The following is a 20,096-nucleotide window of genomic DNA, read 5'->3' as shown; positions in this document are numbered from 1 at the left end:
ATGATAAGTGTTTAAGCAAACCTCATATGAGTCAACAAACTTTCTCTTTACAACCTTTCCCCTCGGCTGAGATTCCACCTGTGCAAATTACAGGAACTATCAGCCGAGATCATAATCAACTGACTATTAATTATCAACTTGTCGGGAACTTACAAGCAATTGTAATTGCTGCCGCAGATACACCAAAACGCCAGGATGAACTATGGAAAGATACTTGTTTTGAGTTCTTCCTTGGTATTAATAACTCTCAACGCTATTGGGAATTTAATCTTTCCCCGGCTGGACATTGGAATATTTATCGATTTGATAGCTATCGCCAAGGAATGCAGGAAGAAACAGCTTTTAATGTGCTTCCTTTTTACGTCGAACATCATTCAGATAGTTTAATTATTTCTTTAAATGTAGACTTAGGAAAAATTATTTCTTCAGAACAACTAATTGATGTAGGAATTACTACCGTTATTAAGCAAAAAGATAGTGACATAACTTACTGGGCTTTAGTTCATCAAGGTAAAGAAGCTGATTTTCATATCAGAGACAGTTTTATAACTAAATTATAGGATTCAAATTTAACTTATGTAATATACGTAGTGGATTATAGGAATCCGATTTGATTTCTGTATCCCTTACGGGAGCGTAGCCATAAAAAGCTAAGTATATGTAGGGTGTGTTAGGCGTAAGCCATAACGCACCAAAGGCCTTGGTGGTAGGTGCGTTACTACGTATCTACTAATTTACCAGTGATAGAGTTAAACGACTCAGAAATAAGGATTGGTATACATAAACAAAGATTATTTACTAATTACCATAAAAATATTTATATTTTACTGATATAACATTAAGCTGCTAGTAAAAATCATTTATATAGATGTTCATTAACATCTAGTGGGGTGGGTGTGGTTATTAACCACAACTAGAAATCTACATAGCTAAAATTTAACATTATTAATTATCAGTGTTCATCTGCAATTATTGGCGGTTAATTTTGTCTCAACCTATTGCAATATAGCCGTCTTGACATACCAATTAATCATGAAAATATTTTTATGGAAAAAAGATTAGCTCCGCAGTTGCACAATTTTTACCAAAACTGTATTCAGTATATCAAAAAACTAACTCGTAATCGCAACTTCCGAGGGTTGAAAATATATCTGCTAATTCTCTCTGTGGTGATGGTAATAATTATTAATCCTATAGGTCATTATCTGCCCTGGATTGCAAATATTTTACCAACAACCACGGAAACAATTACTCGCAATACATCTGCACAACTAACTGCTAAAGAGTCAAATAAAACCTCGAATAAACCAGCCTATAAAACCTCTTGGATAGGAAATACTTTTGGTGGTAAAAAGTGGGTGCAAATCCAAATGGCGGGGATGTATGTTGCCCCAAATGGCACAGCATATGTTACCAGCCATTGGGATGAAGCTGGGAGAGAAGTAGGTATTTATAAAGACGGTGATGTAATTGGTAAGTTTGACGATTTACATGGCTGGGGAAGACTGGGAGGAATAGCTATTACTGGCAATCAAAAGTACCTGTATATAGCTATGCAGCAAGCAAAAGAAGGTAAACCAGACGAAGATTACCCGCCAGAGGGAACCACTTGGTACAACGTCAGACGCTATGACTTATCTGGAAAACCTGCACCTTTTCCTGGTGGGCGTGGTTGGGATAAAAGTATGGTAATAGTCAATACTAAAAAAGAAGTTACAGGGTTAGCAACTAGAGGTAATGAACTATTTGTGAGTGATCCTGCTAACGATCGCATCCTTGTTTATCATACCGACACCATGCAGGAGCTACGCAGCTTTAAGGTGACTAATCCTGGTGCGATCGCTATCGATAACCAGAATAACCTATGGATTGTGCAGAACAAAAAAGTTGCCTGTTATTCGCCGCAAGGTAAACAATTACCGCAACAAATCACCGATGTTGCTAACCCAACTGCGATCGCCTTTGATTCTCAAGGTAGACTTTTAGTAGCTGACAACGGTAAGCGTCAACAGATACTCATCTATAAAATCACCGATAAGCCAGAACAGGTAGGTACTTTTGGGAAAAAAGGCGGTATCTATGCAGGTATTCCTGGTGAAGTCCAAGATTTGAAACTCAATGGAATTACCGGAGTAGGTACAGATAAAAGCGGCAATATTTACATTACTAATAACGGATTTAGTAACAGTGGTGCTGACTTAAGAAAGTTTTCGTCATCAGGAAAACTCCAGTGGCGTTTACTTGGTTTGCAATTCTTAGATAGCGCCGATGCTGATCCTGACACTGATGGTAGAGATGTGTTCACAAAAGATGAACACTTCGTCATGGACTACAGCAAAAACAACGGCAAAGAATGGACATATAAAGCATTTACCTTAGACAAGTTCCGCTATCCAGATGATGGACGACTCCACGCCACACCTACAGCCGCCTTCGTCCGTCGCTTAGGTGGAAAACGCTTACTATATCTATCCTCAGAAATGATGTCAGAACGATTGTTAATTTATCGTTTTGATGGAGAGATAGCTGTTCCTTGCGGTATTTTTGGTAAAAACCATCTTAGTTGGCCTGCTAACCAGCCAGAAAATGCTAGTTGGTTATGGCACGATACAAATGGTGATGGTGCAATTCAAAGCAACGAATACAAAATTTTAGGCGAAGAAGATGGTTCGGTTTGGGGTTGGGAAATAGACAGCAAAGGAGATATTTGGCAAGCCGCCGAAGCTGGCTATATTAAACGTTATCCCTATCAAAAATTAGATACTCATGGCTGTCCAGTTTATGGAAAGACTGGCGGAAAAATACCCATGCCAGCGCCTTTTAAGACTTTAACAAGAATTAAATATTTTCCCAAACAAGATGTGATGTATCTGGGGGGTTATACTAGCGATCGCCCAAATCTTGATGGTGACTGGGGGTTAGTTGGCACAGAAATTATCCGCTACGACAATTGGAGCAAAAACAAAAAGATTAGATGGCGAATAGCTCTTCCCTACGAGACTAAATCTAACCCCAAACTGCATATTAAATCAATGGATATTGTCGGAGATAGAGTTTTTGCCGTTGATAGTAAAAAAGCAGGGGTTTACGTTTACAAAGCCAGCACAGGAGAGCAAGTTCAAGTTTTAAAACCCGGTGCAGAAGTAGGAGGTGAAAGCGGCTGGATAGATGTACCCTACGGCATTCGCGCCTTTCGTCGTTCCAATGGTGAATATTTAGTCTTTGTGGAAGAGAACGCCAAAGGAAAAGTTATGATGTACCGATTACCTGGTTAACTCGACTTTATTTAGAAGCAAAGTGGAAGAAACATGAACCAGTAACAGTGTGCATCTACATTCATTTTTATCCAAATAGATAGTTAACTGGCTCATGTGTTGATAGCTTCGTTCACCTCATCTACTGTTTGATACTCTTTCGATGGTAAAGACCTTAAAGCTCTTAAAATATGCTCATCAACACCTTTTTCCTCAGCGTACTTAATCAATTCTTTTTTGCTCAGGGGATAATTAACTCGTTGCAAGTTCTTCCGTAACTGCGCTGGATTAACTTTAGTTATAGTCAGTTCATCAATATAATTGCTGACATCACCTAACGATTCATACTGTCTTGAAGGCAACAATTTCAAAAATCTCAGGACTTGCTCATCAACACCTTTTTCCTCAGCGTACTTAATTAATGATTTCTTGCTGAGTGGATAACTAAGAGTTTTTAGGTTATTTTGTAGTTGATTTAGACTTATGTTAAACATAATTACCTCCTCAAGCAACCGTAGCTATATATTTACTGGCAAACACCTGAATTAAATATGGACTTAAAATTTTGGATTAATTAAAAAGCGTGTAAAAATTGAAATTTTAGCTAGATACTTGTAGTTTCAACTTTGATTTAGCTCATTATAAAGCTTTTTTAAATATGAGCTTCGTTGATAATTGGAGAGCCTTCAAGGCAATTTTTGTATCATACTCAATACATTACTCTTCTATCTTGGGGCATATTCAGGATTTAAGTCATGCTACTTAAGGATGATATTTATAAATTAAACTAGAATATTTTTTGTTTCTAAAGGGTGAATTTAAATATCTGACGACATCTACAGGTTGATTTTATTTGATAAAAAATACTAATTTTTGGGCAGTGATCATAGTTCTTATTCTGAGACTACTTACCCAAGAATTAGTATAGGGGCGGATCGCTCGCTTTTTTTAACTAACTATTATTTAGTTAAAATTTTTGTCTAAATAATTTTTCAAATTATGGAATTATATTTGAACTAGTTTTCATTCTTGATACACTTAGCAATCTGTTATTAGGACAAGCATTATCGTGTAATGTTGCTAATTATGTCACTTTAGCTACCTGATATTAAAGCGAGTCAGATTAAATTTTTCAATTACATAGCAGTTAAAAACTGCTGTAGAAGGAAAAATTAATTAATAAAAACCTTCTATATTGTGTCGAAAAGCGATTAAAGCGTGCTTACCATGATCCTCTTTTAGCGCACAAAGGATCTCATCAGATACTTCCAATGACACTACTGTCTTGATTTGAATATTAGTGTTGTAGCCTGCTAAATCTGCCAATCGTCTTCCGTGTCCACCTTCACCTTGCACTTGACTAATGGTATAGCCGCTTACATTATGGCTTTTTAGTAGTTTAACAATACGGTCTTTTAAGACTGTTTCACCAATGATAGTGATTAAAACAGCAGGTTCTAGGGTAGTGCCTGAGTCTGACATAGAAAACTCCAGATATTAGGTTTTGGCAGAGAAAGGTTGAGTTTTCTTTCTCTGTCCAGTTCAGATTCTGTATTAAAAAAGCTCAAGCATTTCTGCCTAAACTTATAGTGAATGCAATTAATGTGCTAGGTTAATGCGTTAGCTTTAAGAGCTAAATCAATAAATCTTAGTAACGGTTACGTCCGCCGAAGCTTCCCCGACCACCACCAAATGAATTTCTATCTTCTTTAGGTTTAGCCTTATTAACTTTAAGGTCACGTCCCATCCATTCAGCACCATCTAGTGCTTCGATTGCAGCTGTTTCTTCTGCATCTGTACCCATTTCCACAAAACCAAAACCGCGTACACGACCTGTTTCACGGTCAGTAGGTAACTGAACACGCTTTACAGAGCCATATTCTGCAAAAACTGCATTCAAAGTGTCTTCTGTAGCTTCATAAGAAAGATTGCCTACATACACTGACATAAATTGTCTCCGAAATTATAAGGTTGTAGAAATTTAAATTTCGGAGAAAAGTCTGTAAATACCAAAAGGAAAAAGCCCGTCAATACTAAAAACAAACGCGGTCGCCGAATTAACTTTCACCTACCACTATGACATAACCAGCACTTATTACCTGATAGTTATACTCAACTGTTATATAAAGTTATATAAACCAGTTATAGCTAAGTATGGATGATAAATTGGGATGCTTGTAATGGTCTAGACATAAGTTACTCTCGCGGTAGTATAAGAAGGTAAAAACTTTAAAACAAGATACAAAGCAACAAATTGAAGCTTCTTAAACGCTCTGTTGATGGATTGAGAAATATAGCGCTAAGTTTAATTCAATACTTGATTAGTAGTAAGTTTGGAAATATAAGTCAAATTACTACAGCAGAATTTGCTAAGTGGCTATTAGATTCTATAAAACCGCAGCCGTTGATATTAGATGCACGTAGTCAAGTAGAATATGATGTCAGTCATATCAAAACAGCAGTACGTGTTGATCCCATTGCACCAGATTTCACAGCATTATTATCAGTTTCACACAATAGGCCAATAGTTGTATATTGTTCAGTTGGTTATCGTAGCGCCAAGATAGCCCAACAATTAAAAAATCTAGGATTTCCCCAGGTTTTTAATTTGAGTGGTGGTCTTTTCCAGTGGACAAATGAAGGGCGACCTATTTTTCAAGATGATACAACACCAGCAACCTTGGTTCACCCCTATGACGCAATATGGGGAAATCTACTCAAATCTCAATACCGTAACAAATTAAATAATATTCATTGAAGTGTATGTCTCAAGTTTCGATTGTCATTCCTACCTTAAATGAAGCAGTGAGTTTAGGACGGACTCTGCGCCAACTAACTTTACTTAACCCCCCCGCAAAGGAAGTAATAGTAGTAGATGGTGGTAGCGAAGATGAGACAATAGCGATCGCCAAACAACACTTTGAGTTATTTCACCCAGTCACAGATACACAAGTTATCTTCTCTCAGCGCTGTGGACGTTCTATCCAGATGAACTACGGAGCATCATTTGCTACAGGAGACATTCTGTGCTTTCTTCACGCAGATACTTCGGTTCCCGATGACTTAGTTGCTGTCATCCAGAATACTCTAGCAGAACCAAAAGTTACTTGTGGCGGATTTATTTCCCTGATGACAGGGACTCAAACCACGCGCTGGGGTATTTCCCTACACAATTACCTCAAAACCTACTATGCACCTTTATTATTTAGACCTCATTTATTTTTCCGAGGATTGCGCCTATTATTTGGGGATCAAGTAATGTTCTGTCGTCGCACTGACTTCTTAGAGTGCGGCGGATTTAATGAAGAATTACCAATTATGGAAGACGGTGATTTATGTCTTAAATTGGTACATAAAGGACGCATTGCTTTGGTAAACCGCATCGTCCAAAGTTCTGATCGCCGTGTAGCGCATTGGGGTAGCTGGAAAGCAACCGCCATCTATCTCTACATCGGAGTTTTATGGGGAATTGGTGTTGATGCTAATTATCTCAAAAAGTTTTATCAAGATATTCGTTAAATTGTCAGTTGCTAATGACTAATATCATTTAAACTCCAGGGCGAACGCATCTAAAGTACTCTCAATGGCAAACAAGGTTAAGAACTGATGAAAAAATTAATATTTCTGGTTTGATTTATTTCCCAAGCCTGGAAGCGATTGCTTTATTATGCTTACTGCTTGGAGGTGAATGAGTATTCGTGCCAATCGCGAATGGGGCGATACCCAATCGCTTGATAAATATGATTGGCTGTGGAATTGGCTAAATCTGCTATGAGGAAACAATGGCGGCATCCCTGGTCTAGCAGTTTTTGGCTTAATGCAGCGACACAGGTAGTGGCATATCCTTTACGACGATACTCTGGTGGTGTATAAGCTAAATTGATCCGACCAATTGTAGGTAACACTTGTTTACTAGACGCAACGGAAACTGGAGTGCTATCAACCCAAAAATAAGTATTCTGCTGTTTCAACCGATTATCTACCTGGTGTTCGACATCTTCGCTCACCGCCTCATCGATCTCAGATAAAAATGCAGAAAGCCACTTAATCAAAATAGAGCGATCGCCTTCAGTTGCCAATCTAAGATATCCTCTGGCCGTTGAGACTGTTTGCACTGCCGTTAATTGGTAAATTTTCATTACCACCGACCGTTGATAGAATTGTCCTGTCAGGGCTTGCCAAGTCTGCGAGAATATTTCTGCTTCAGTTGCCAGTCCCATACTTCCTGGCAGTTGCTGTTGACGCAAATCTTGAGCAATCAACCGCAAGGCATCCATATTTTGGGCTTTGGATAGGATCAATTTTTGGGGTGGGGTGCGGATGGCAACAGCCAGAATCTCACCACTTGTTTGGACAATTGCTAAATAAGGCTTGCCTAGATAACGTTCTGGGTTATGCAACAAGGTATGCGAAATACTGAGCAAAACATTGTTTTCTATCTGATGCTGGAGTAAGTAAGCCTAAGTGGAGTGCCAGAACTCCTGAATGTCGTCGAATCGATGTAGTTGCATAATTTGCCTGACTCACTAACCAAGAAAAGAGTTGTGTTATCTAGAGTAAACCAAAAAGTTTTTTTGCATAGCGATGCCTGTGGCGGGCTGCGCCTACGCAGAAGGACGCTTTTTCCTGACTGTCAGAAGTAAGCAAATAATAATGATAATCGTTTTGAGGGGGGGGTGAGGTTTGTGACAACCGTAGGCTGCCAGGGCAATGTGGGTTCGTTTTTGTAGTAAATTCAAGAGTGCGAGAAAAAAAGAAGAACTACCGTACCACTCTCTTCATGAAGCTCAAGCCCAAAATCACGATTACTGAACACTTTGCACAGATGGAAGATCCAAGAGTAGATCGGACAAAACGGCACAAGTTAATTGACATTCTCACCATTGCTTTATGTGCAGTGATATGTGGAGCGGACAGTTGGGTGGCAATTGAATTGTATGGCTGCACAAAATATGAGTGGTTGAAAACGTTTTTGGAGCTACCAAATGGAATACCATCTCCTGACGGAGACGCTACGCGAACACACGATACATTTGCACGAGTCTTTGCACAATTGGATTCACAGCAATTTCAGTCATGTTTCTTAAATTGGATAAAGTCAATACAGATCAGGACGGATGGTGAGGTAGTAGTAATTGACGGCAAAACTTTATGTGGCTCCCATGATAGAAGCAGTAACCAAAGTGCAATACAAATGGTAAGTGCGTGGGCAACTACAAATAAGTTAGTGTTAGGGCAGGTAAAGGTGGATGAGAAATCAAATGAAATTACAGCAATTCCCGAATTAATAAAAGTATTAGAACTATCTGGTTGTATTGTGACAATTGATGCCATCGGTTGCCAGAAGGAGATTGTGAAGTTAATTAGCCAACAAAACGCAGATTATGTAATTACCCTCAAAAAGAATCAAGGTAATCTGTATGATGAAGTAGAGCAACTATTTAAAGCAGAGATAGGCAAGGGTTTTCAAGATTTTCAACATAGCACATACAAAACAGAAGAACATGGGCATGGCCGTCATGAAATCCGCAACTACGCGATGTTAACAGGAATTCAATCTCGGCTTGACCCTGATTCAGTTTGGTCAAACTTTAATAGTATTGGGATGGTAGAATCCGTCCGGCAAGTAGGTGGTGAAACAACAGTGGAGACTCGTTATTTTATTAGTAGCCTTGAGGATAATGCCAAACAATTTGCTAATTCTGTTCGGAGTCACTGGGGGATAGAAAATTCATTGCATTGGGTATTAGATGTGGCTTTCAAAGAAGATGACTGTCGCATTAGAAAAGATAATGCTCCACAAAATTTTGCAGTAATGCGGCAGATAGCAGTAAATCTTTTAGGTAAAGAGAAGCGTGTGAAACGGGGAATCAAAAATAAACAGTTTTTGGCAGCAATGGACAATAACTATTTAGAAAAAGTATTAGCTTTAGCGGAAACTAACTTGTCAATAATTTAGTTAAGATTGTTGCTTATTTTCAAGGATAAATTTACTTATTCATGGCTAAATAGTTAGCTAATTTATCCTTAAACAAGAGTTTTTTATTAAAGATAAGTTAATTTATGCGATTGTAAAAAAATCGATTTATTTTGTTTATATTTTTGTCAAGTTTTGCACTTATATAGATGATTTTGAAATCCTTATTAGTTTTTGTTAGGAAATAAGGTGCATTTCCCCTGATTTAAACTCCAGTCGTAATTAAGATAAAATATTGGAGTTGTAGAGATCAAATTGACATCTATTTTTAAGTAGGTAGCAATATATTCTGGTAGTGAAGGTGCAACCTTTAAAAAGTCTTGGCGATACCACTTGATAATTTTATTACAGTATAGTGTTTGGGTAGAAAAATCATAACGCACTTTTTCAGGATTATTGATAAATCTACTAGCATCTTCATCTAATTGCTGGATAACTTGCTTAGGGAAATAAGCACCTGCACGCAGTAAAGGACAACCAACAGAAGCACAAACAATCGCAAAATGGATTCGAGGTTCCTGTAATTTATCTCTAAGAATTTGATGCTCAATTTGTCCTAAACTGTAATGCTCTCCAAAAATGTAATAAGCCTTCCTTTGAAAGAACCATAAGAAACCGAGCCAATTAGGAATACCCAGAAATCGAGGTAAAATTGAATCTAGAGGATATCGTTCTAAAATTGTGGAAATAGTAAAAGCATTGTAGAGGTTAATCCATAATGCTAACTGTTCTAAATTATTTAGGTTAGATTCAATCTGCCGATTTTGGTAATGCTGTAACCATTGATTAAGTGCATGAGGTTGTTCTGTTTTCCATGCCTGATAATTAACTCTACCCTGTGCATCAACATATTGACGCAAAAGCTGATCCCAAATTTCAAAATCAATCATAAGTAAATCGGTGAGAAAAACAATTTTACGTCAAGTCGCTTCTCCTTCCCTACGGGACGCTCTGCGAACGGAGACGCTACGCGAATGCTCCAATTCAAAAAAGGTAAAACCATACTGAATATTATCCATTTAGCTGGTTTCCCTAAAGCTTGTGACCGACGGGTTGAGAAGTCTTATAGCTTTTTAGCACATGAATCCCCAACTAAGCCTGCGGCTATAATTGGTGGTACGTTCAAAATATTGTAGAGTCAAGAAAAGTCCTAAGAATAGTCCTATGCAAATCACCCTATGACTACCGCACCCTTAAGCTGGCAAGAACTAGAAACCCTCACGAACTATCAAATAGATACTGTTAATGGTCTTACCAACGCTAAAGCCCGGTTGCGCTTGTTTGGTCAGCCCGAATCTGAGGTACGGGTAACGCTGTACCGCGATAACCATGCCTGGTGTCCTTACTGTCAAAAAGTTTGGTTATGGCTAGAGGAAAAACAGATCCCCTACCGCATCGAAAAAGTGACAATGTTCTGCTACGGGGAGAAAGAAAGTTGGTACAAACGTAAGGTTCCATCAGGTATGCTCCCGGCGATTGAGCTAGATGGACGGATTATTAAGGAAAGCGATGACATTTTGATCGCTTTGGAAAAGGTTTTTGGAGCGTTGAGCCAAGGGATGGAAGACCCCACGGTAATCCCTCTACGTCAATTAGAACGACTTTTATTTAGAGCTTGGTGCGCTTGGCTGTGCTATCCAGCAATTTCCCCTCAACAAGAAAAACGCAATAGAGAACAATTTGTCACAGTGGTAGCTAAGGTCGAGGAGGCACTAGGTCGCACCCCAAGCCCTTATTTTCTAGAAAGCTTTGGCATCGTTGATGTCATTTTTACGCCTTATGTAGAACGAATGAATGCGAGTCTTTACTACTACAAGGGCTACTCACTGCGGGAGGAAAACCCTCGCTTAAACGCATGGTTTGCGGCAATGGAAACCCGACCGACCTACTGCGGTACACAGAGTGACTTTCACACCCACGTACATGATTTGCCGCCCCAAATGGGGGGCTGTTGGGAAAATGGCGAACCCCAGATGCTGATCAATAAAGCGCGGGTAGATCACGGCCCCTGGTTCGGTCTACCAGATGTGACTTATCCAGAACCCGAAAACTCCCGCATGGAAGCACTTCAAAGAACTATTGAACACCGGATCAATATTATCCGCGTCAACCCCTTAGATGATAAATTGTTTGATCAAGCTCTACGTTGTGCTTTAACACACATGATGACAGGCGTTGACTGTGTACCTCCATCGGGATCTGATGTCGCCCTAAGATATCTGCGCGATCGCATTAATGTACCGCGAGATATGTCCATCTACGCAGCCAAGCGATTGAGGGAATCTTTGGAGAGAACCGCAGCCCTTGTGGGTGATGGGCAGCCAGAACCTATTCCCACTAAACACCGACTAGATCAAAACCCCTCTAACTTTGTCAGAACTTGAAACTTAAAGATGAGAACGACCAAGCCATTAACTAGGCAGAATTTTGAACATAGTAAAACAGCGAGTAAACTAATGAGAAGTAGTTTGGCGATCGCTTGATAGAATCCAAACCAGTTAGGTGCTAAACTACGATATAACTCGCAAATGTTTATCCATAGCCATTTTGACTTTACAACAGTTTTATTTTGAATAGTGAAAGTTAACTTGTTCCCAGACCAATGGATATATAAAAATACAAGGCGGGCAAAAGTCAGCAGCATCATCTTCCAAACTGTTATGGTTACGTGTACGTTCTTACTACAGCCGACATCTTCTGTAGTCCCAAAGGCGCAACCATCACCAGCAACAACCATCCGTTACATTGAGCGTAGTTTACCTCAAGGTATAGCTCACATTTTGTTAATTCCCGCCAATAGTCCATTTGTCGTGACAGGGGCATTATCACCTACAGTAAATAATGTAGAGGAATTTGCTCAAAAACATCAAGCCACTGCCATTTTCAATGCAGGCTTTTTTGACCCAGCCAACCAAAAATCTACATCTTATGTGGTTGTTGCTGGACGGCAGATAGCTAATCCCAAAGATAATGAGCGGTTAGTGAACAACCCGCAGTTAAAGCCTTACCTAAATCAAATTTTCAATCGCAGCGAATTTCGTCGCTATCTCTGTGGTCAGATTACCACTTATGCGATCGCTTTACATAACGAATCACTCCCAAAAGATTGTAGCCTAGTTGATGCCATTGGCGCAGGCCCTCGACTATTACCACAATTGACATCAGAACAAGAGGGTTTTGTGGATAAGACTAAAGGACGCGATGCGTTAGGAACTGAACAACCTAACGCGAGAACGGCTGTAGGTATTACTCGTGATGGTAGTGTCATTTTAGTAATGGTTGCACAAAAACCTTCACAACCAAATAATTCTGGAATATCTCTAGTACAATTAGCCCAATTAATGAAAACCCTTGGTGCATCTGAAGCGATGAACTTGGATGGTGGTAGTTCATCTTCGCTTTACTACAAAGGTAAAGCTATTTACGGAAAGTTCGATTTACAAGGTAATTTCATCAAGCGACCTGTAAAATCAGTTTTATTAGTTAAGCCTAGATAGCACCTATTCCCCTTGCCATAACTGTTGCTAATAGAGGAATGAGAATTAAACCTACTAATTCAATTTTGAGCAACCATTTTAGACGCTTCAGTGTTGCTAATTCTAGTTTTGGAGTTTGTCCTTGTTGCAAGTCAGTTAACCAAGTAATGAAACTAATAGTGGGATAGAGAGATGCTAAACCTACAACCAGAAAAGCTGCTACTTTGATGTAGAAAACCCAGTTACTTAAATAGTAATCTGTTCCTTTACTAAAGTAGATAATACGTAAAATACCTGTGATTAAAACAATAGTGGCTGATATACCATAGACTGCATCAGATATTACGATTCTCCAAGCTTCGCTTAAACTTAATTCTTTTTTAAGGGTATGTGCTTCTAATACCAGAGCGCCAAAACACAACATGAAGCTTAAATAATGCAAATACGAGACTATGGCATTTATCCACATAAGATTTTCGCTAGTTCCTTATTATATTAGCTTTAGGTGAAGGCTCTCGCCATCAAGCCCAAATTATCATTAAGGAATTAGCGAAGAAGTGACTAATAAAACAGATTTATATTTCTAATTTCTGTACAGAAATTAGACTAGCTGTTCGCTATACAGAATTTCTGTTACCTTGCCAGCTTCGATACGAAACCTAAATGTTGTAGCGCTATCTTTATTCCCAACCGTATATCCTAAAAAGGTAACTGTGCCTTCTTGCGATATGTAAGGTTTTCCGTAAACCTTGATTACCTGAGCTTGTGTATCGCCAACTTTAATACCAGTTGGGGTTGAAAATTGACGACTGCGGGTAACAAATTGGTAAACAAAAAATTTGTTCGGCTTATTTACATGGGGAACTAGAGATAAAGAAATGTTTGGATATTGAAGTGTGCGGATATTATCACCAACACCTTGGCTATATTCGGTTTTACTACTAGTAGGTTTTCCCAAAATCCTACGTACTTCTTGTTCAGACATACCGGGACAAATTTTTCCTAGTCCTATTTTTGCCACAGGTATGACTGTAATTTGCGCCTGTGCTACTTGTGAAGACTGAGCTAAAATTAAGCCTTGGTTAGCTGTAAGTGTAAATGAGAAGGAAAATAAGCCAGTTAAGGCAGTAGTTAAAATAATTTTTTTCATGTGAGTGTCTTGAAGGTAAATTTGCTAGCTTATTTAAGCTACATTTTCAGTTCATCACATTTAGGATGCGATCGCCTCTGGTTAGCCGAAAACCATCGCCTCAAAAATAATGCCAATTTTTCACAATATTTTTATATCGCTGGGACGCTTTAATAAAGGCATATCTTGCGGTTCATCAATAATCATTCTCTGGATTGAAAGAGAATGACTTTTTACCATGTTATGAACCTAGAAGATAACAAGCAAAATATTCAAAGGTTTCTTGCCATGCTCTTCATGCCTCCAGGTTTTCTACTTGTATGGCTATTGCAACTGATTTCGCCAGGGGTACTAGGTGGAGGACTTTATATTCTGTATGAGTGGTATGAAGGGGAACTCACCGGAATAGGTTATTTAGTTGGCGGACTGGTAATGGTTTTGTGGACTTTTGGCGGGAGGTTTATCAGCTTACCGCTTTTACGTCGCCGTGGAGTTGATGAACCTAAACTCATGCGTAGCAAAACAGTAAAACGTTTGCCAAGGGATGATGGAAGTGTATTGCAAGTAGAGTTTTACGGCCCGGAAGATGCACAGCCGATTATCTTATCTCATGGCTGGGGGCCTAACAGTACAGTCTGGTATTATGCCAAAAAACAGTTGAGCGATCGCTTTCGTGTCATCGTTTGGGATTTACCAGGATTGGGAAAATCGGCGCGTCCGAAAAATAATGATTATTCTATTGAAAAGTATGCCCGTGATTTGCAAGCTGTGATTGACATTGCGGGTAATAAACCAGTAATTTTATTAGGTCACAGTATGGGGGGTATGATTAACCTCACATTTTGCCGACTGTTCCCCGAATATTTAACAAGTCGGGTAGCTAGTTTAATTCTTGTCGATACTACCTATACCAATCCTCTGAAAACCTGCATCTTCAACCGCTTGTTACGCAAATTGCAGAAGCCGTTACTAGAACCTCTACTATACTTGAGTGTCGTGTTATCACCGCTTTTGTGGTTGATGACTTGGCTGTCTTACCTCAACGGCTTACTTTACATCAGTGTAGAACTATCGGGTTTTACAGGTACGGAAACAAGAGGACAACTTGATTTCTCCGCCTTATTATCTGCATTTGCTTCTCCTGGCGTTCTCGCTCGTGGCACACTAGGAATGTTTCACTACGACGAAACTAGAACACTGGAAACGATTAATATACCTGTGTTGGTGGTTTCTGGTGTAGCTGATATTGCTACTCTACCCCAAGCAAGCGATCGCATAAACGCAGAATTACCCGACTCCCAAAGAGTATCCATCAAGCCAGGCGGACACATGGCATTGATGGAACAGAATCAGCAATTTAGTGAAGTTGTCCGGGAATTTTGCGCTGTCCACTCGTTAATTTGACAGTTTACCCTTCTCCTACGGAGACGCTAACGCGAACGACTTCGCTCAGGGTAAACTGTCAACCGTTCACTGATTTACGTCCAATACAAAATCTTCGCCTTGGGAAAGCGCTGTTGAATCTCACTTTCAAAAAAGCGCTTCATTGTCTTCATGGTGTCATTATCGTAAACATATTTGACCCCACCAAACTTATTACGCTTGATGGTGCGTTTCTCCTCATCCATGTCTAGTTTTGACTGGGGATACCAAGTCTGCAAAACTTCTTTTGACCCTGGTGTAAAGCGGTGGGAAATTAGCTCAAAAGTCAAGTCACAGTCCATATCCAGTGCGGCGCTAATCATATCAAACAAGCGGCTGTAGTGCATCTGCCAATCATCTATAGGCATAATTGGCGCAATCACTAAGCCTACAGGATAGCCACCACCGCCTTGATCTCGCGGTAAAGCTAACTTACGCAATGCGGCCAGTCTCGATGCTACCGACGCTGTACCCCCTTCAAATTTGCCAGAAATCGGTGCAGCATTTACACTCGCACGGCAACGAGTATGACCATTATGGGGTAGGTCGAGTAAACCATCAACGGCATCAAACTTAGATACCCAGCGTAGATGTGCATCGCTACGAGTACCAAAATAACGGATGCACTCGGCTAGGCTACCAGTCAGATGCTCAATTCCTAGAGGGTCAGTGTAACAACTTACCTCATAAGTCGTCATCTTTCCTGGTTGCTCGTAATTGGCTAAATTCTCTAATATTTGCGGTAGATTGGCATAGGCACGAATCACTGGTGGCCCGGACAAACTCCCAGCCAAGTAACAGTATTGGCAATGTGCAGAACAACCCTCAGCTAGATGAAATTGCCAATCAGCAGAGGGGGGAATAGGACTAAGTTTAAACTGGCTTGGTGGTGCAGTCACAACTGCGAGAGTCCGCTTGGAAATATCATAAGTCTGGCGATCGCTTTCACCACGTAAGCCTGTCAGTCTGTTCCGTGGTAACTCTTCTATTGGTAGTCCGAGGGACTCCACACGCGCCTTAATCTTTTGTCCCCAAGGCTCATTCAACGCAGCAGGTGTAAATATTACCCGTTCAGGCATCCACAACCTAGCGGCTTTTGTAGACACACGTTCTTCAACTATATTCACTAACATCTTCCCTTGTTATTTATCTGGCTGATGTCTGCAATTAATTTTTCAAAACTTAGTTAATGTATCGCTCTGATCAACTTACTTCTATTCTAAAGTCTTTTCAGTAGAAATGAGGCGGCTTCTACTCTTGTAAAGGTAGGGGTTTCCTATCATAATATCTATACCTGTGTAGTTAAAGTAACTAACTACACAGGCGCATTTTGAATTTTGAATTTTGAATTGTTATTCTGCTGTTTCTTCTTGTTTAAATAACAATAAACGAGCGGCGAGAACTGCAAATCCTACAGCCGCGATCGCTTTTAATATATGTGTTGGTAATAATTCTGATACTGCTCCTCCTGCCAATGCACCTAATAAGCTAGTTAATAGGAGTGCGCCAGCAGAGCCAAAAAATACAGCCTTCACAGACTGACCACGACCAGAAAGTGCGATCGCAGCTAACTGACTTTTATCACCTAATTCTGATAAAAAAACTGTAATAAAACTGATGCCTAAAAGATGCCAATCCATAATATTTAAGGTAATGGTGATTTGTGATTAACCGTGAAATACATCCCAAAATAGAGTAAGGGAGATAAACAGAAGCATGAATCCGGTTGATCTATCCAAGGTTTTGGGGTTTAAGCGTTTAGATACCCAGCTACCTAAAAGTACACCTATTAAACTTGTAGTGATTAATGCTGCTCCCGAACCTAGAAATACTATCCAGGGTGAGTGCGACTCTGCACTCATTAATAAGGTTGATAGTTGGGTTTTATCACCGATTTCCGCCAAAAATATAGTTACAAAGGTGGTAGCAAATACACCTATTGCTGACCCTTGTTTTTTTGGACACTCCTTAACTTGCTCAACAATTACAGTAGATAGATGGGATTCAGTATTCTCTTGTAAAGCTGACTCGCTAAGAGTCTGAGTTAGGCTAGAACTGGTAAAAGGTACAGCGTCAAGTTTCACAGGTAGTAATTTTTTTTCTAGATGGTTTTCATATTCTTCTCATTTTCTCAGATAGTTGTCATAATGTGCAAGTTTTTTCTTTGACTCCTCCAAATTTGTCTAAACCGAAAGTTAATCTTCCCAGGAAGGTTGGTAATCAAACAACCATTTAAACTGCAAGTCTGCTAACCAAGTAGGAGTCAGTTTGTAAATCCAATTACGCAGAAGACAGCCTATTGCAGAGTTAGTTTGTCCAAGCTGACCAACTTGTCGAGAAGTAGTAAATACACGAGTTACTCGTTGACTACGGCTATACTCAAATTGACGCAACAGTGAAACATGATCAGAACTTGCGCCTCTAGTCAGCAACTTAACTAGTTCAAAGGCATCTTCTACAGCCATACAACCCCCTTGACCCAGATTTGGTTGAACAGGGTGCGCTGCATCCCCGATTAACGTTACTCTCTCCTTACCCCAACAATTACCTAAAGGTTGACGATCAAAAATATCATCTCGGTAAATTATTTGGTCTTCTAAAACTTTGAGGATTGACGGTACAGGTTCAGCATAATCTGAAAATGTTAACTTCAAGGCATTTAAGGAACCGCCAACTGAGTCATCATTCCCCCCTTTTTCTGTATTACTGAACGCATAAAATGAGAACAGCCCTTTACCTATATCAAAATATCCAAAGCGATTTCCTTGACCCCAATATTCCATCCAACTATATTCTTGATTCAAGGGAAGGTTTGAGCCATTGAATACACCTCTCCAGCAACAAGTTCCACTGTAAATTGGCTCCTCTAATCTTTTTTGTCCAGACATGCTGGCACGTACTCGTGAATAAAGACCATCCGCACCTACTAATATATCGCCTGTTGTGGTGCTGCCATCTTGAAAGTACACTTGTACACCATCTTCAGTTGCCGCAAATTTCTCAAAAGTCATCCCATTACGTACCGTGTTTGGTGGTAAAGCTTCATACAAAATTTGTTGCAACTCTCCTCTAGAAAGACATATACCTAAGTCTTTTTCACCAGCAAATTCTGGAGAGTTAATATACAAGGGAGCGCCATCTTTACTAGAAAAACCACCCTTGAGAATTTTGCCACCCTGTGAGTAAAAACGTTGGTAAATCTTTCCTGAGTCAAGAAGTTGGTAAATTCGTATGGCATTTCGTTGAATAAAAATACCGCCTGGCCCAGAAAGCATTGTATTCAGTGGACGTTTCTCGTATACTTCTACTTCAATGTTTGCATCTAAGCAGGCACGAGCTAAAGTTAACCCACCAATTCCGCCTCCAATCACAATTACCTTTGAGACTGAGGGCTTGATTATTTTTTTCGATGTTTGTATCACTTGTTCTAGATAGATATTTTGACTCAAAACCTCCAGTATTATTACATAGGTGTCATATAGTAGTGGTTGGTAATTAGTGAGGAGGGTGTTGAATACCTACTTCGTAATATCCTTTCTTGTCTAAACCCTGGATTTTTTGTTTTTCTGCGTATGTGATATTCGTTATGCGTTGGGAATGATAGATATTACCTATTATTCTCAGAAATATTATGCTTAATGGGCTTGCACAGAAATTTTCTCGGTTTCTCAAGGCTAGAGATAAAAATATATGGTTGGGACTGGGATGTGGAATTTTGGTATTCTTGCTGATAGCATATCCGGCGCGATCGCAACAACCAACTACTCAACAATCTCAACAATCGTTAGTTGTAGCTACTAGAGCCATTCCCCCCTTTGTTTTTGATGACAAAGGTAAACTATCCGGCTTTAGTATAGACCTTTGGCGCAGCATTGCCAGCGAAATTGGTGCAAAGTTTAAATTTGAGGAGTATGCCAACGTAGCTGACCTACTCTCAGCTGTTGAGAATGGTAAAGCCAACGCAGGCATTGCCGCTATTTCTATTACGGCTGAACGTCAGCAAAAGTTTGATTTTTCCTTACCTATGTTTAGTGGGGGATTACAAATTTTGGTACGCAACTCCAAAATTAATAGTGGTGGCGCACCAGATATTTTGTCATTATTGTTCTCAGTGACGCTCTTGCAAGTAATAGGCTTGGCTGTATTACTGACTGTGATAGCAGCTCACATCATTTGGTTATCTGAACGTCATCACAAAGAAAGCATTGTTGACAAATCCTACTTTCCCGGAATTTTTAAAGCCTGTTGGTGGGCTGCTGCTACCTTAGCTACCCAAGCAGATGAAATGCCCAAAGGAATCATCAGTCGGGTGTTAGCTGTGATGTGGATGTTTGCTGGCGTTGTGTTTGTTGCTTACTTTACGGCTGCGGCTACCACTTCATTAACTGTGCAACAGTTACAAGCTGATATTCAAAGTGTGAATGATTTACCCGGTAAATTAGTAGCAACCACAACTGGTAGCACAGCTGCGGCATACTTAAAGGAAAATAAAATCCCCATTTTAGAAGTCGCCAAAATTGAGCAGGCTTACGATGCTTTAGATAAGAAAAAAGCTGATGCTGTGGTGTTTGATGCTCCTGTACTTCTATTTTATGCTGCTAATCAAGGTCAAGGAAAAGTAGAAGTTGTAGGTAGTGTCTTTCGGGAAGAAAACTATGGCATTGTTTTACCTAATAACAGTCCCTACCGCAAATCTATCAATCGCGCCTTGTTGGAATTAAAGGAGAATGGAACATATCAAGTGCTTTATGATAAGTGGTTTGGGGTGAAGAAATCTTAATTGATAATTGGTAATGGGAGAAAACCATTACCAATTAACGCCTAAACCAACAATATCG

At 39.7% G+C, this 20,096-nt stretch carries 22 protein-coding genes; 11 read left to right on the top strand and 11 right to left on the bottom strand.

Annotated elements, in window-relative coordinates:
• Positions 1-26: 26 nt before the first annotated feature.
• Positions 27-560 (top strand): DOMON-like domain-containing protein, encoded by a 534-nt coding sequence (locus NSMS1_RS22605; protein WP_224086969.1) that lies wholly within the window; start codon positions 27-29, stop codon positions 558-560.
• Positions 561-1,046: 486 nt separating this feature from the next.
• Positions 1,047-3,275 (top strand): hypothetical protein, encoded by a 2,229-nt coding sequence (locus tag NSMS1_RS22600; RefSeq protein WP_224086968.1) that lies wholly within the window; start codon positions 1,047-1,049, stop codon positions 3,273-3,275.
• 92 nt (positions 3,276-3,367) lie between these two features.
• Here NSMS1_RS22600 and NSMS1_RS22595 read toward each other — a convergent pair whose 3' ends face one another.
• The 3 genes from NSMS1_RS22595 to NSMS1_RS22585 all read right to left on the bottom strand — a co-directional run bounded on the left by NSMS1_RS22595 (position 3,368) and on the right by NSMS1_RS22585 (position 5,202).
• On the bottom strand, positions 3,368-3,748 hold the full coding sequence (locus NSMS1_RS22595) for a DUF2795 domain-containing protein (RefSeq protein ID WP_224086967.1): 381 nt from the start codon (positions 3,746-3,748) through the stop codon (positions 3,368-3,370).
• Between the two features lie 682 nt (positions 3,749-4,430).
• A complete protein-coding gene (locus NSMS1_RS22590; RefSeq protein WP_224086966.1) occupies positions 4,431-4,736 on the bottom strand; it encodes a P-II family nitrogen regulator in 306 nt (101 codons plus the stop codon).
• A 166-nt stretch (positions 4,737-4,902) separates the two neighbouring features.
• On the bottom strand, positions 4,903-5,202 hold the full coding sequence (locus NSMS1_RS22585) for an RNA recognition motif domain-containing protein (protein WP_224086965.1): 300 nt from the start codon (positions 5,200-5,202) through the stop codon (positions 4,903-4,905).
• A 306-nt stretch (positions 5,203-5,508) separates the two neighbouring features.
• On the opposite strand from NSMS1_RS22585, the gene NSMS1_RS22580 reads away from it, so the two are divergent.
• Positions 5,509-6,012: a rhodanese-like domain-containing protein gene (locus NSMS1_RS22580; RefSeq protein ID WP_224086964.1), complete on the top strand. Its 504-nt coding sequence runs from the start codon at positions 5,509-5,511 to the stop codon at positions 6,010-6,012.
• Positions 6,013-6,017: 5 nt separating this feature from the next.
• Positions 6,018-6,773 (top strand): TIGR04283 family arsenosugar biosynthesis glycosyltransferase, encoded by a 756-nt coding sequence (locus NSMS1_RS22575; protein WP_224086963.1) that lies wholly within the window; start codon positions 6,018-6,020, stop codon positions 6,771-6,773.
• Positions 6,774-6,925: 152 nt separating this feature from the next.
• Here NSMS1_RS22575 and NSMS1_RS22570 read toward each other — a convergent pair whose 3' ends face one another.
• Positions 6,926-7,678 carry a GNAT family N-acetyltransferase gene (locus NSMS1_RS22570; RefSeq protein WP_224086962.1) on the bottom strand — a complete coding sequence of 251 codons (753 nt, stop codon included), beginning with the start codon at positions 7,676-7,678 and terminating at the stop codon, positions 6,926-6,928.
• Positions 7,679-8,034: 356 nt separating this feature from the next.
• Between NSMS1_RS22570 and NSMS1_RS22565 the strand changes: the two genes are divergently transcribed.
• Positions 8,035-9,213, top strand: a complete 1,179-nt coding sequence (locus NSMS1_RS22565; RefSeq protein ID WP_224086961.1) for an ISAs1 family transposase — start codon at positions 8,035-8,037, stop codon at positions 9,211-9,213.
• A 185-nt stretch (positions 9,214-9,398) separates the two neighbouring features.
• Here the strand turns inward: NSMS1_RS22565 and NSMS1_RS22560 are convergent, their stop codons facing one another.
• Complete coding sequence (locus tag NSMS1_RS22560; protein WP_224086960.1) at positions 9,399-10,121, bottom strand: DUF547 domain-containing protein; 723 nt, start codon at positions 10,119-10,121, stop codon at positions 9,399-9,401.
• An 84-nt stretch (positions 10,122-10,205) separates the two neighbouring features.
• Here NSMS1_RS22560 and NSMS1_RS22555 point away from each other — a divergent pair, with 84 nt between their 5' ends.
• The 3 genes from NSMS1_RS22555 (at position 10,206) to NSMS1_RS22545 (ending at position 12,728) form a co-directional block, all read left to right on the top strand.
• Positions 10,206-10,367: a hypothetical protein gene (locus NSMS1_RS22555; RefSeq protein ID WP_224086959.1), complete on the top strand. Its 162-nt coding sequence runs from the start codon at positions 10,206-10,208 to the stop codon at positions 10,365-10,367.
• Between the two features lie 42 nt (positions 10,368-10,409).
• The gene (locus NSMS1_RS22550) at positions 10,410-11,615 is read left to right on the top strand and encodes a glutathione S-transferase family protein (RefSeq protein ID WP_224086958.1); all 1,206 of its coding nucleotides are present in this window, start codon (positions 10,410-10,412) and stop codon (positions 11,613-11,615) included.
• A gap of 276 nt (positions 11,616-11,891) precedes the next feature.
• On the top strand, positions 11,892-12,728 hold the full coding sequence (locus NSMS1_RS22545; protein WP_224086957.1) for a phosphodiester glycosidase family protein: 837 nt from the start codon (positions 11,892-11,894) through the stop codon (positions 12,726-12,728).
• Here the strand turns inward: NSMS1_RS22545 and NSMS1_RS22540 are convergent.
• Positions 12,721-13,176, bottom strand: coding sequence for a DUF2214 family protein (locus NSMS1_RS22540; protein WP_224086956.1), 456 nt, complete (start codon positions 13,174-13,176; stop codon positions 12,721-12,723). The two genes, NSMS1_RS22545 and NSMS1_RS22540, sit on opposite strands and share 8 nt — an antisense overlap.
• Positions 13,177-13,308: 132 nt before the next feature.
• Complete coding sequence (locus tag NSMS1_RS22535) at positions 13,309-13,857, bottom strand: hypothetical protein (RefSeq protein ID WP_224086955.1); 549 nt, start codon at positions 13,855-13,857, stop codon at positions 13,309-13,311.
• A gap of 21 nt (positions 13,858-13,878) precedes the next feature.
• Here NSMS1_RS22535 and NSMS1_RS35160 point away from each other — a divergent pair, with 21 nt between their 5' ends.
• Both NSMS1_RS35160 and NSMS1_RS22530 read left to right on the top strand, forming a co-directional pair.
• Positions 13,879-14,010 (top strand): hypothetical protein, encoded by a 132-nt coding sequence (locus tag NSMS1_RS35160; RefSeq protein ID WP_263432531.1) that lies wholly within the window; start codon positions 13,879-13,881, stop codon positions 14,008-14,010.
• Positions 14,011-14,061: 51 nt separating this feature from the next.
• Positions 14,062-15,240, top strand: a complete 1,179-nt coding sequence (locus NSMS1_RS22530) for an alpha/beta fold hydrolase (RefSeq protein WP_224086954.1) — start codon at positions 14,062-14,064, stop codon at positions 15,238-15,240.
• Positions 15,241-15,314: 74 nt separating this feature from the next.
• On the opposite strand, the gene NSMS1_RS22525 is transcribed toward NSMS1_RS22530, so the two are convergent.
• The 4 genes from NSMS1_RS22525 to NSMS1_RS22510 form a co-directional block, all read right to left on the bottom strand.
• Complete coding sequence (locus tag NSMS1_RS22525) at positions 15,315-16,337, bottom strand: spore photoproduct lyase family protein (protein WP_224095317.1); 1,023 nt, start codon at positions 16,335-16,337, stop codon at positions 15,315-15,317.
• Between the two features lie 273 nt (positions 16,338-16,610).
• On the bottom strand, positions 16,611-16,898 hold the full coding sequence (locus NSMS1_RS22520; protein ID WP_224086953.1) for a TMEM165/GDT1 family protein: 288 nt from the start codon (positions 16,896-16,898) through the stop codon (positions 16,611-16,613).
• Between the two features lie 27 nt (positions 16,899-16,925).
• Positions 16,926-17,342: a TMEM165/GDT1 family protein gene (locus NSMS1_RS22515; RefSeq protein ID WP_224086952.1), complete on the bottom strand. Its 417-nt coding sequence runs from the start codon at positions 17,340-17,342 to the stop codon at positions 16,926-16,928.
• Positions 17,343-17,453: 111 nt separating this feature from the next.
• Positions 17,454-18,707 (bottom strand): FAD-dependent monooxygenase, encoded by a 1,254-nt coding sequence (locus NSMS1_RS22510; RefSeq protein ID WP_224086951.1) that lies wholly within the window; start codon positions 18,705-18,707, stop codon positions 17,454-17,456.
• Positions 18,708-18,889: 182 nt separating this feature from the next.
• On the opposite strand from NSMS1_RS22510, the gene NSMS1_RS22505 reads away from it, so the two are divergent.
• A complete protein-coding gene (locus NSMS1_RS22505; RefSeq protein WP_224086950.1) occupies positions 18,890-20,038 on the top strand; it encodes a transporter substrate-binding domain-containing protein in 1,149 nt (382 codons plus the stop codon).
• The last annotated feature ends 58 nt before the right edge of the window (positions 20,039-20,096 follow it).

The organism is Nostoc sp. MS1, from assembly GCF_019976755.1.
GTDB lineage: Bacteria > Cyanobacteriota > Cyanobacteriia > Cyanobacteriales > Nostocaceae > Trichormus.
This window is presented reverse-complemented; position numbering and strand designations above follow the sequence as displayed.

Coding starts and splice junctions, on each gene's coding strand:
- NSMS1_RS22605 (WP_224086969.1), top strand. CDS start 27: ATGAGTCAACAAACTTTCTCTTTACAACCTTTCCCCTCGGCTGAGATT.
- NSMS1_RS22600 (WP_224086968.1), top strand. CDS start 1,047: ATGGAAAAAAGATTAGCTCCGCAGTTGCACAATTTTTACCAAAACTGT.
- NSMS1_RS22595 (WP_224086967.1), bottom strand. CDS start 3,748: ATGTTTAACATAAGTCTAAATCAACTACAAAATAACCTAAAAACTCTT.
- NSMS1_RS22590 (WP_224086966.1), bottom strand. CDS start 4,736: ATGTCAGACTCAGGCACTACCCTAGAACCTGCTGTTTTAATCACTATC.
- NSMS1_RS22585 (WP_224086965.1), bottom strand. CDS start 5,202: ATGTCAGTGTATGTAGGCAATCTTTCTTATGAAGCTACAGAAGACACT.
- NSMS1_RS22575 (WP_224086963.1), top strand. CDS start 6,018: ATGTCTCAAGTTTCGATTGTCATTCCTACCTTAAATGAAGCAGTGAGT.
- NSMS1_RS22565 (WP_224086961.1), top strand. CDS start 8,035: ATGAAGCTCAAGCCCAAAATCACGATTACTGAACACTTTGCACAGATG.
- NSMS1_RS22560 (WP_224086960.1), bottom strand. CDS start 10,121: ATGATTGATTTTGAAATTTGGGATCAGCTTTTGCGTCAATATGTTGAT.
- NSMS1_RS22555 (WP_224086959.1), top strand. CDS start 10,206: ATGCTCCAATTCAAAAAAGGTAAAACCATACTGAATATTATCCATTTA.
- NSMS1_RS22550 (WP_224086958.1), top strand. CDS start 10,410: ATGACTACCGCACCCTTAAGCTGGCAAGAACTAGAAACCCTCACGAAC.
- NSMS1_RS22545 (WP_224086957.1), top strand. CDS start 11,892: ATGGTTACGTGTACGTTCTTACTACAGCCGACATCTTCTGTAGTCCCA.
- NSMS1_RS22540 (WP_224086956.1), bottom strand. CDS start 13,176: ATGTGGATAAATGCCATAGTCTCGTATTTGCATTATTTAAGCTTCATG.
- NSMS1_RS22535 (WP_224086955.1), bottom strand. CDS start 13,857: ATGAAAAAAATTATTTTAACTACTGCCTTAACTGGCTTATTTTCCTTC.
- NSMS1_RS22530 (WP_224086954.1), top strand. CDS start 14,062: ATGACTTTTTACCATGTTATGAACCTAGAAGATAACAAGCAAAATATT.
- NSMS1_RS22525 (WP_224095317.1), bottom strand. CDS start 16,337: ATGCCTGAACGGGTAATATTTACACCTGCTGCGTTGAATGAGCCTTGG.
- NSMS1_RS22520 (WP_224086953.1), bottom strand. CDS start 16,898: ATGGATTGGCATCTTTTAGGCATCAGTTTTATTACAGTTTTTTTATCA.
- NSMS1_RS22505 (WP_224086950.1), top strand. CDS start 18,890: ATGCTTAATGGGCTTGCACAGAAATTTTCTCGGTTTCTCAAGGCTAGA.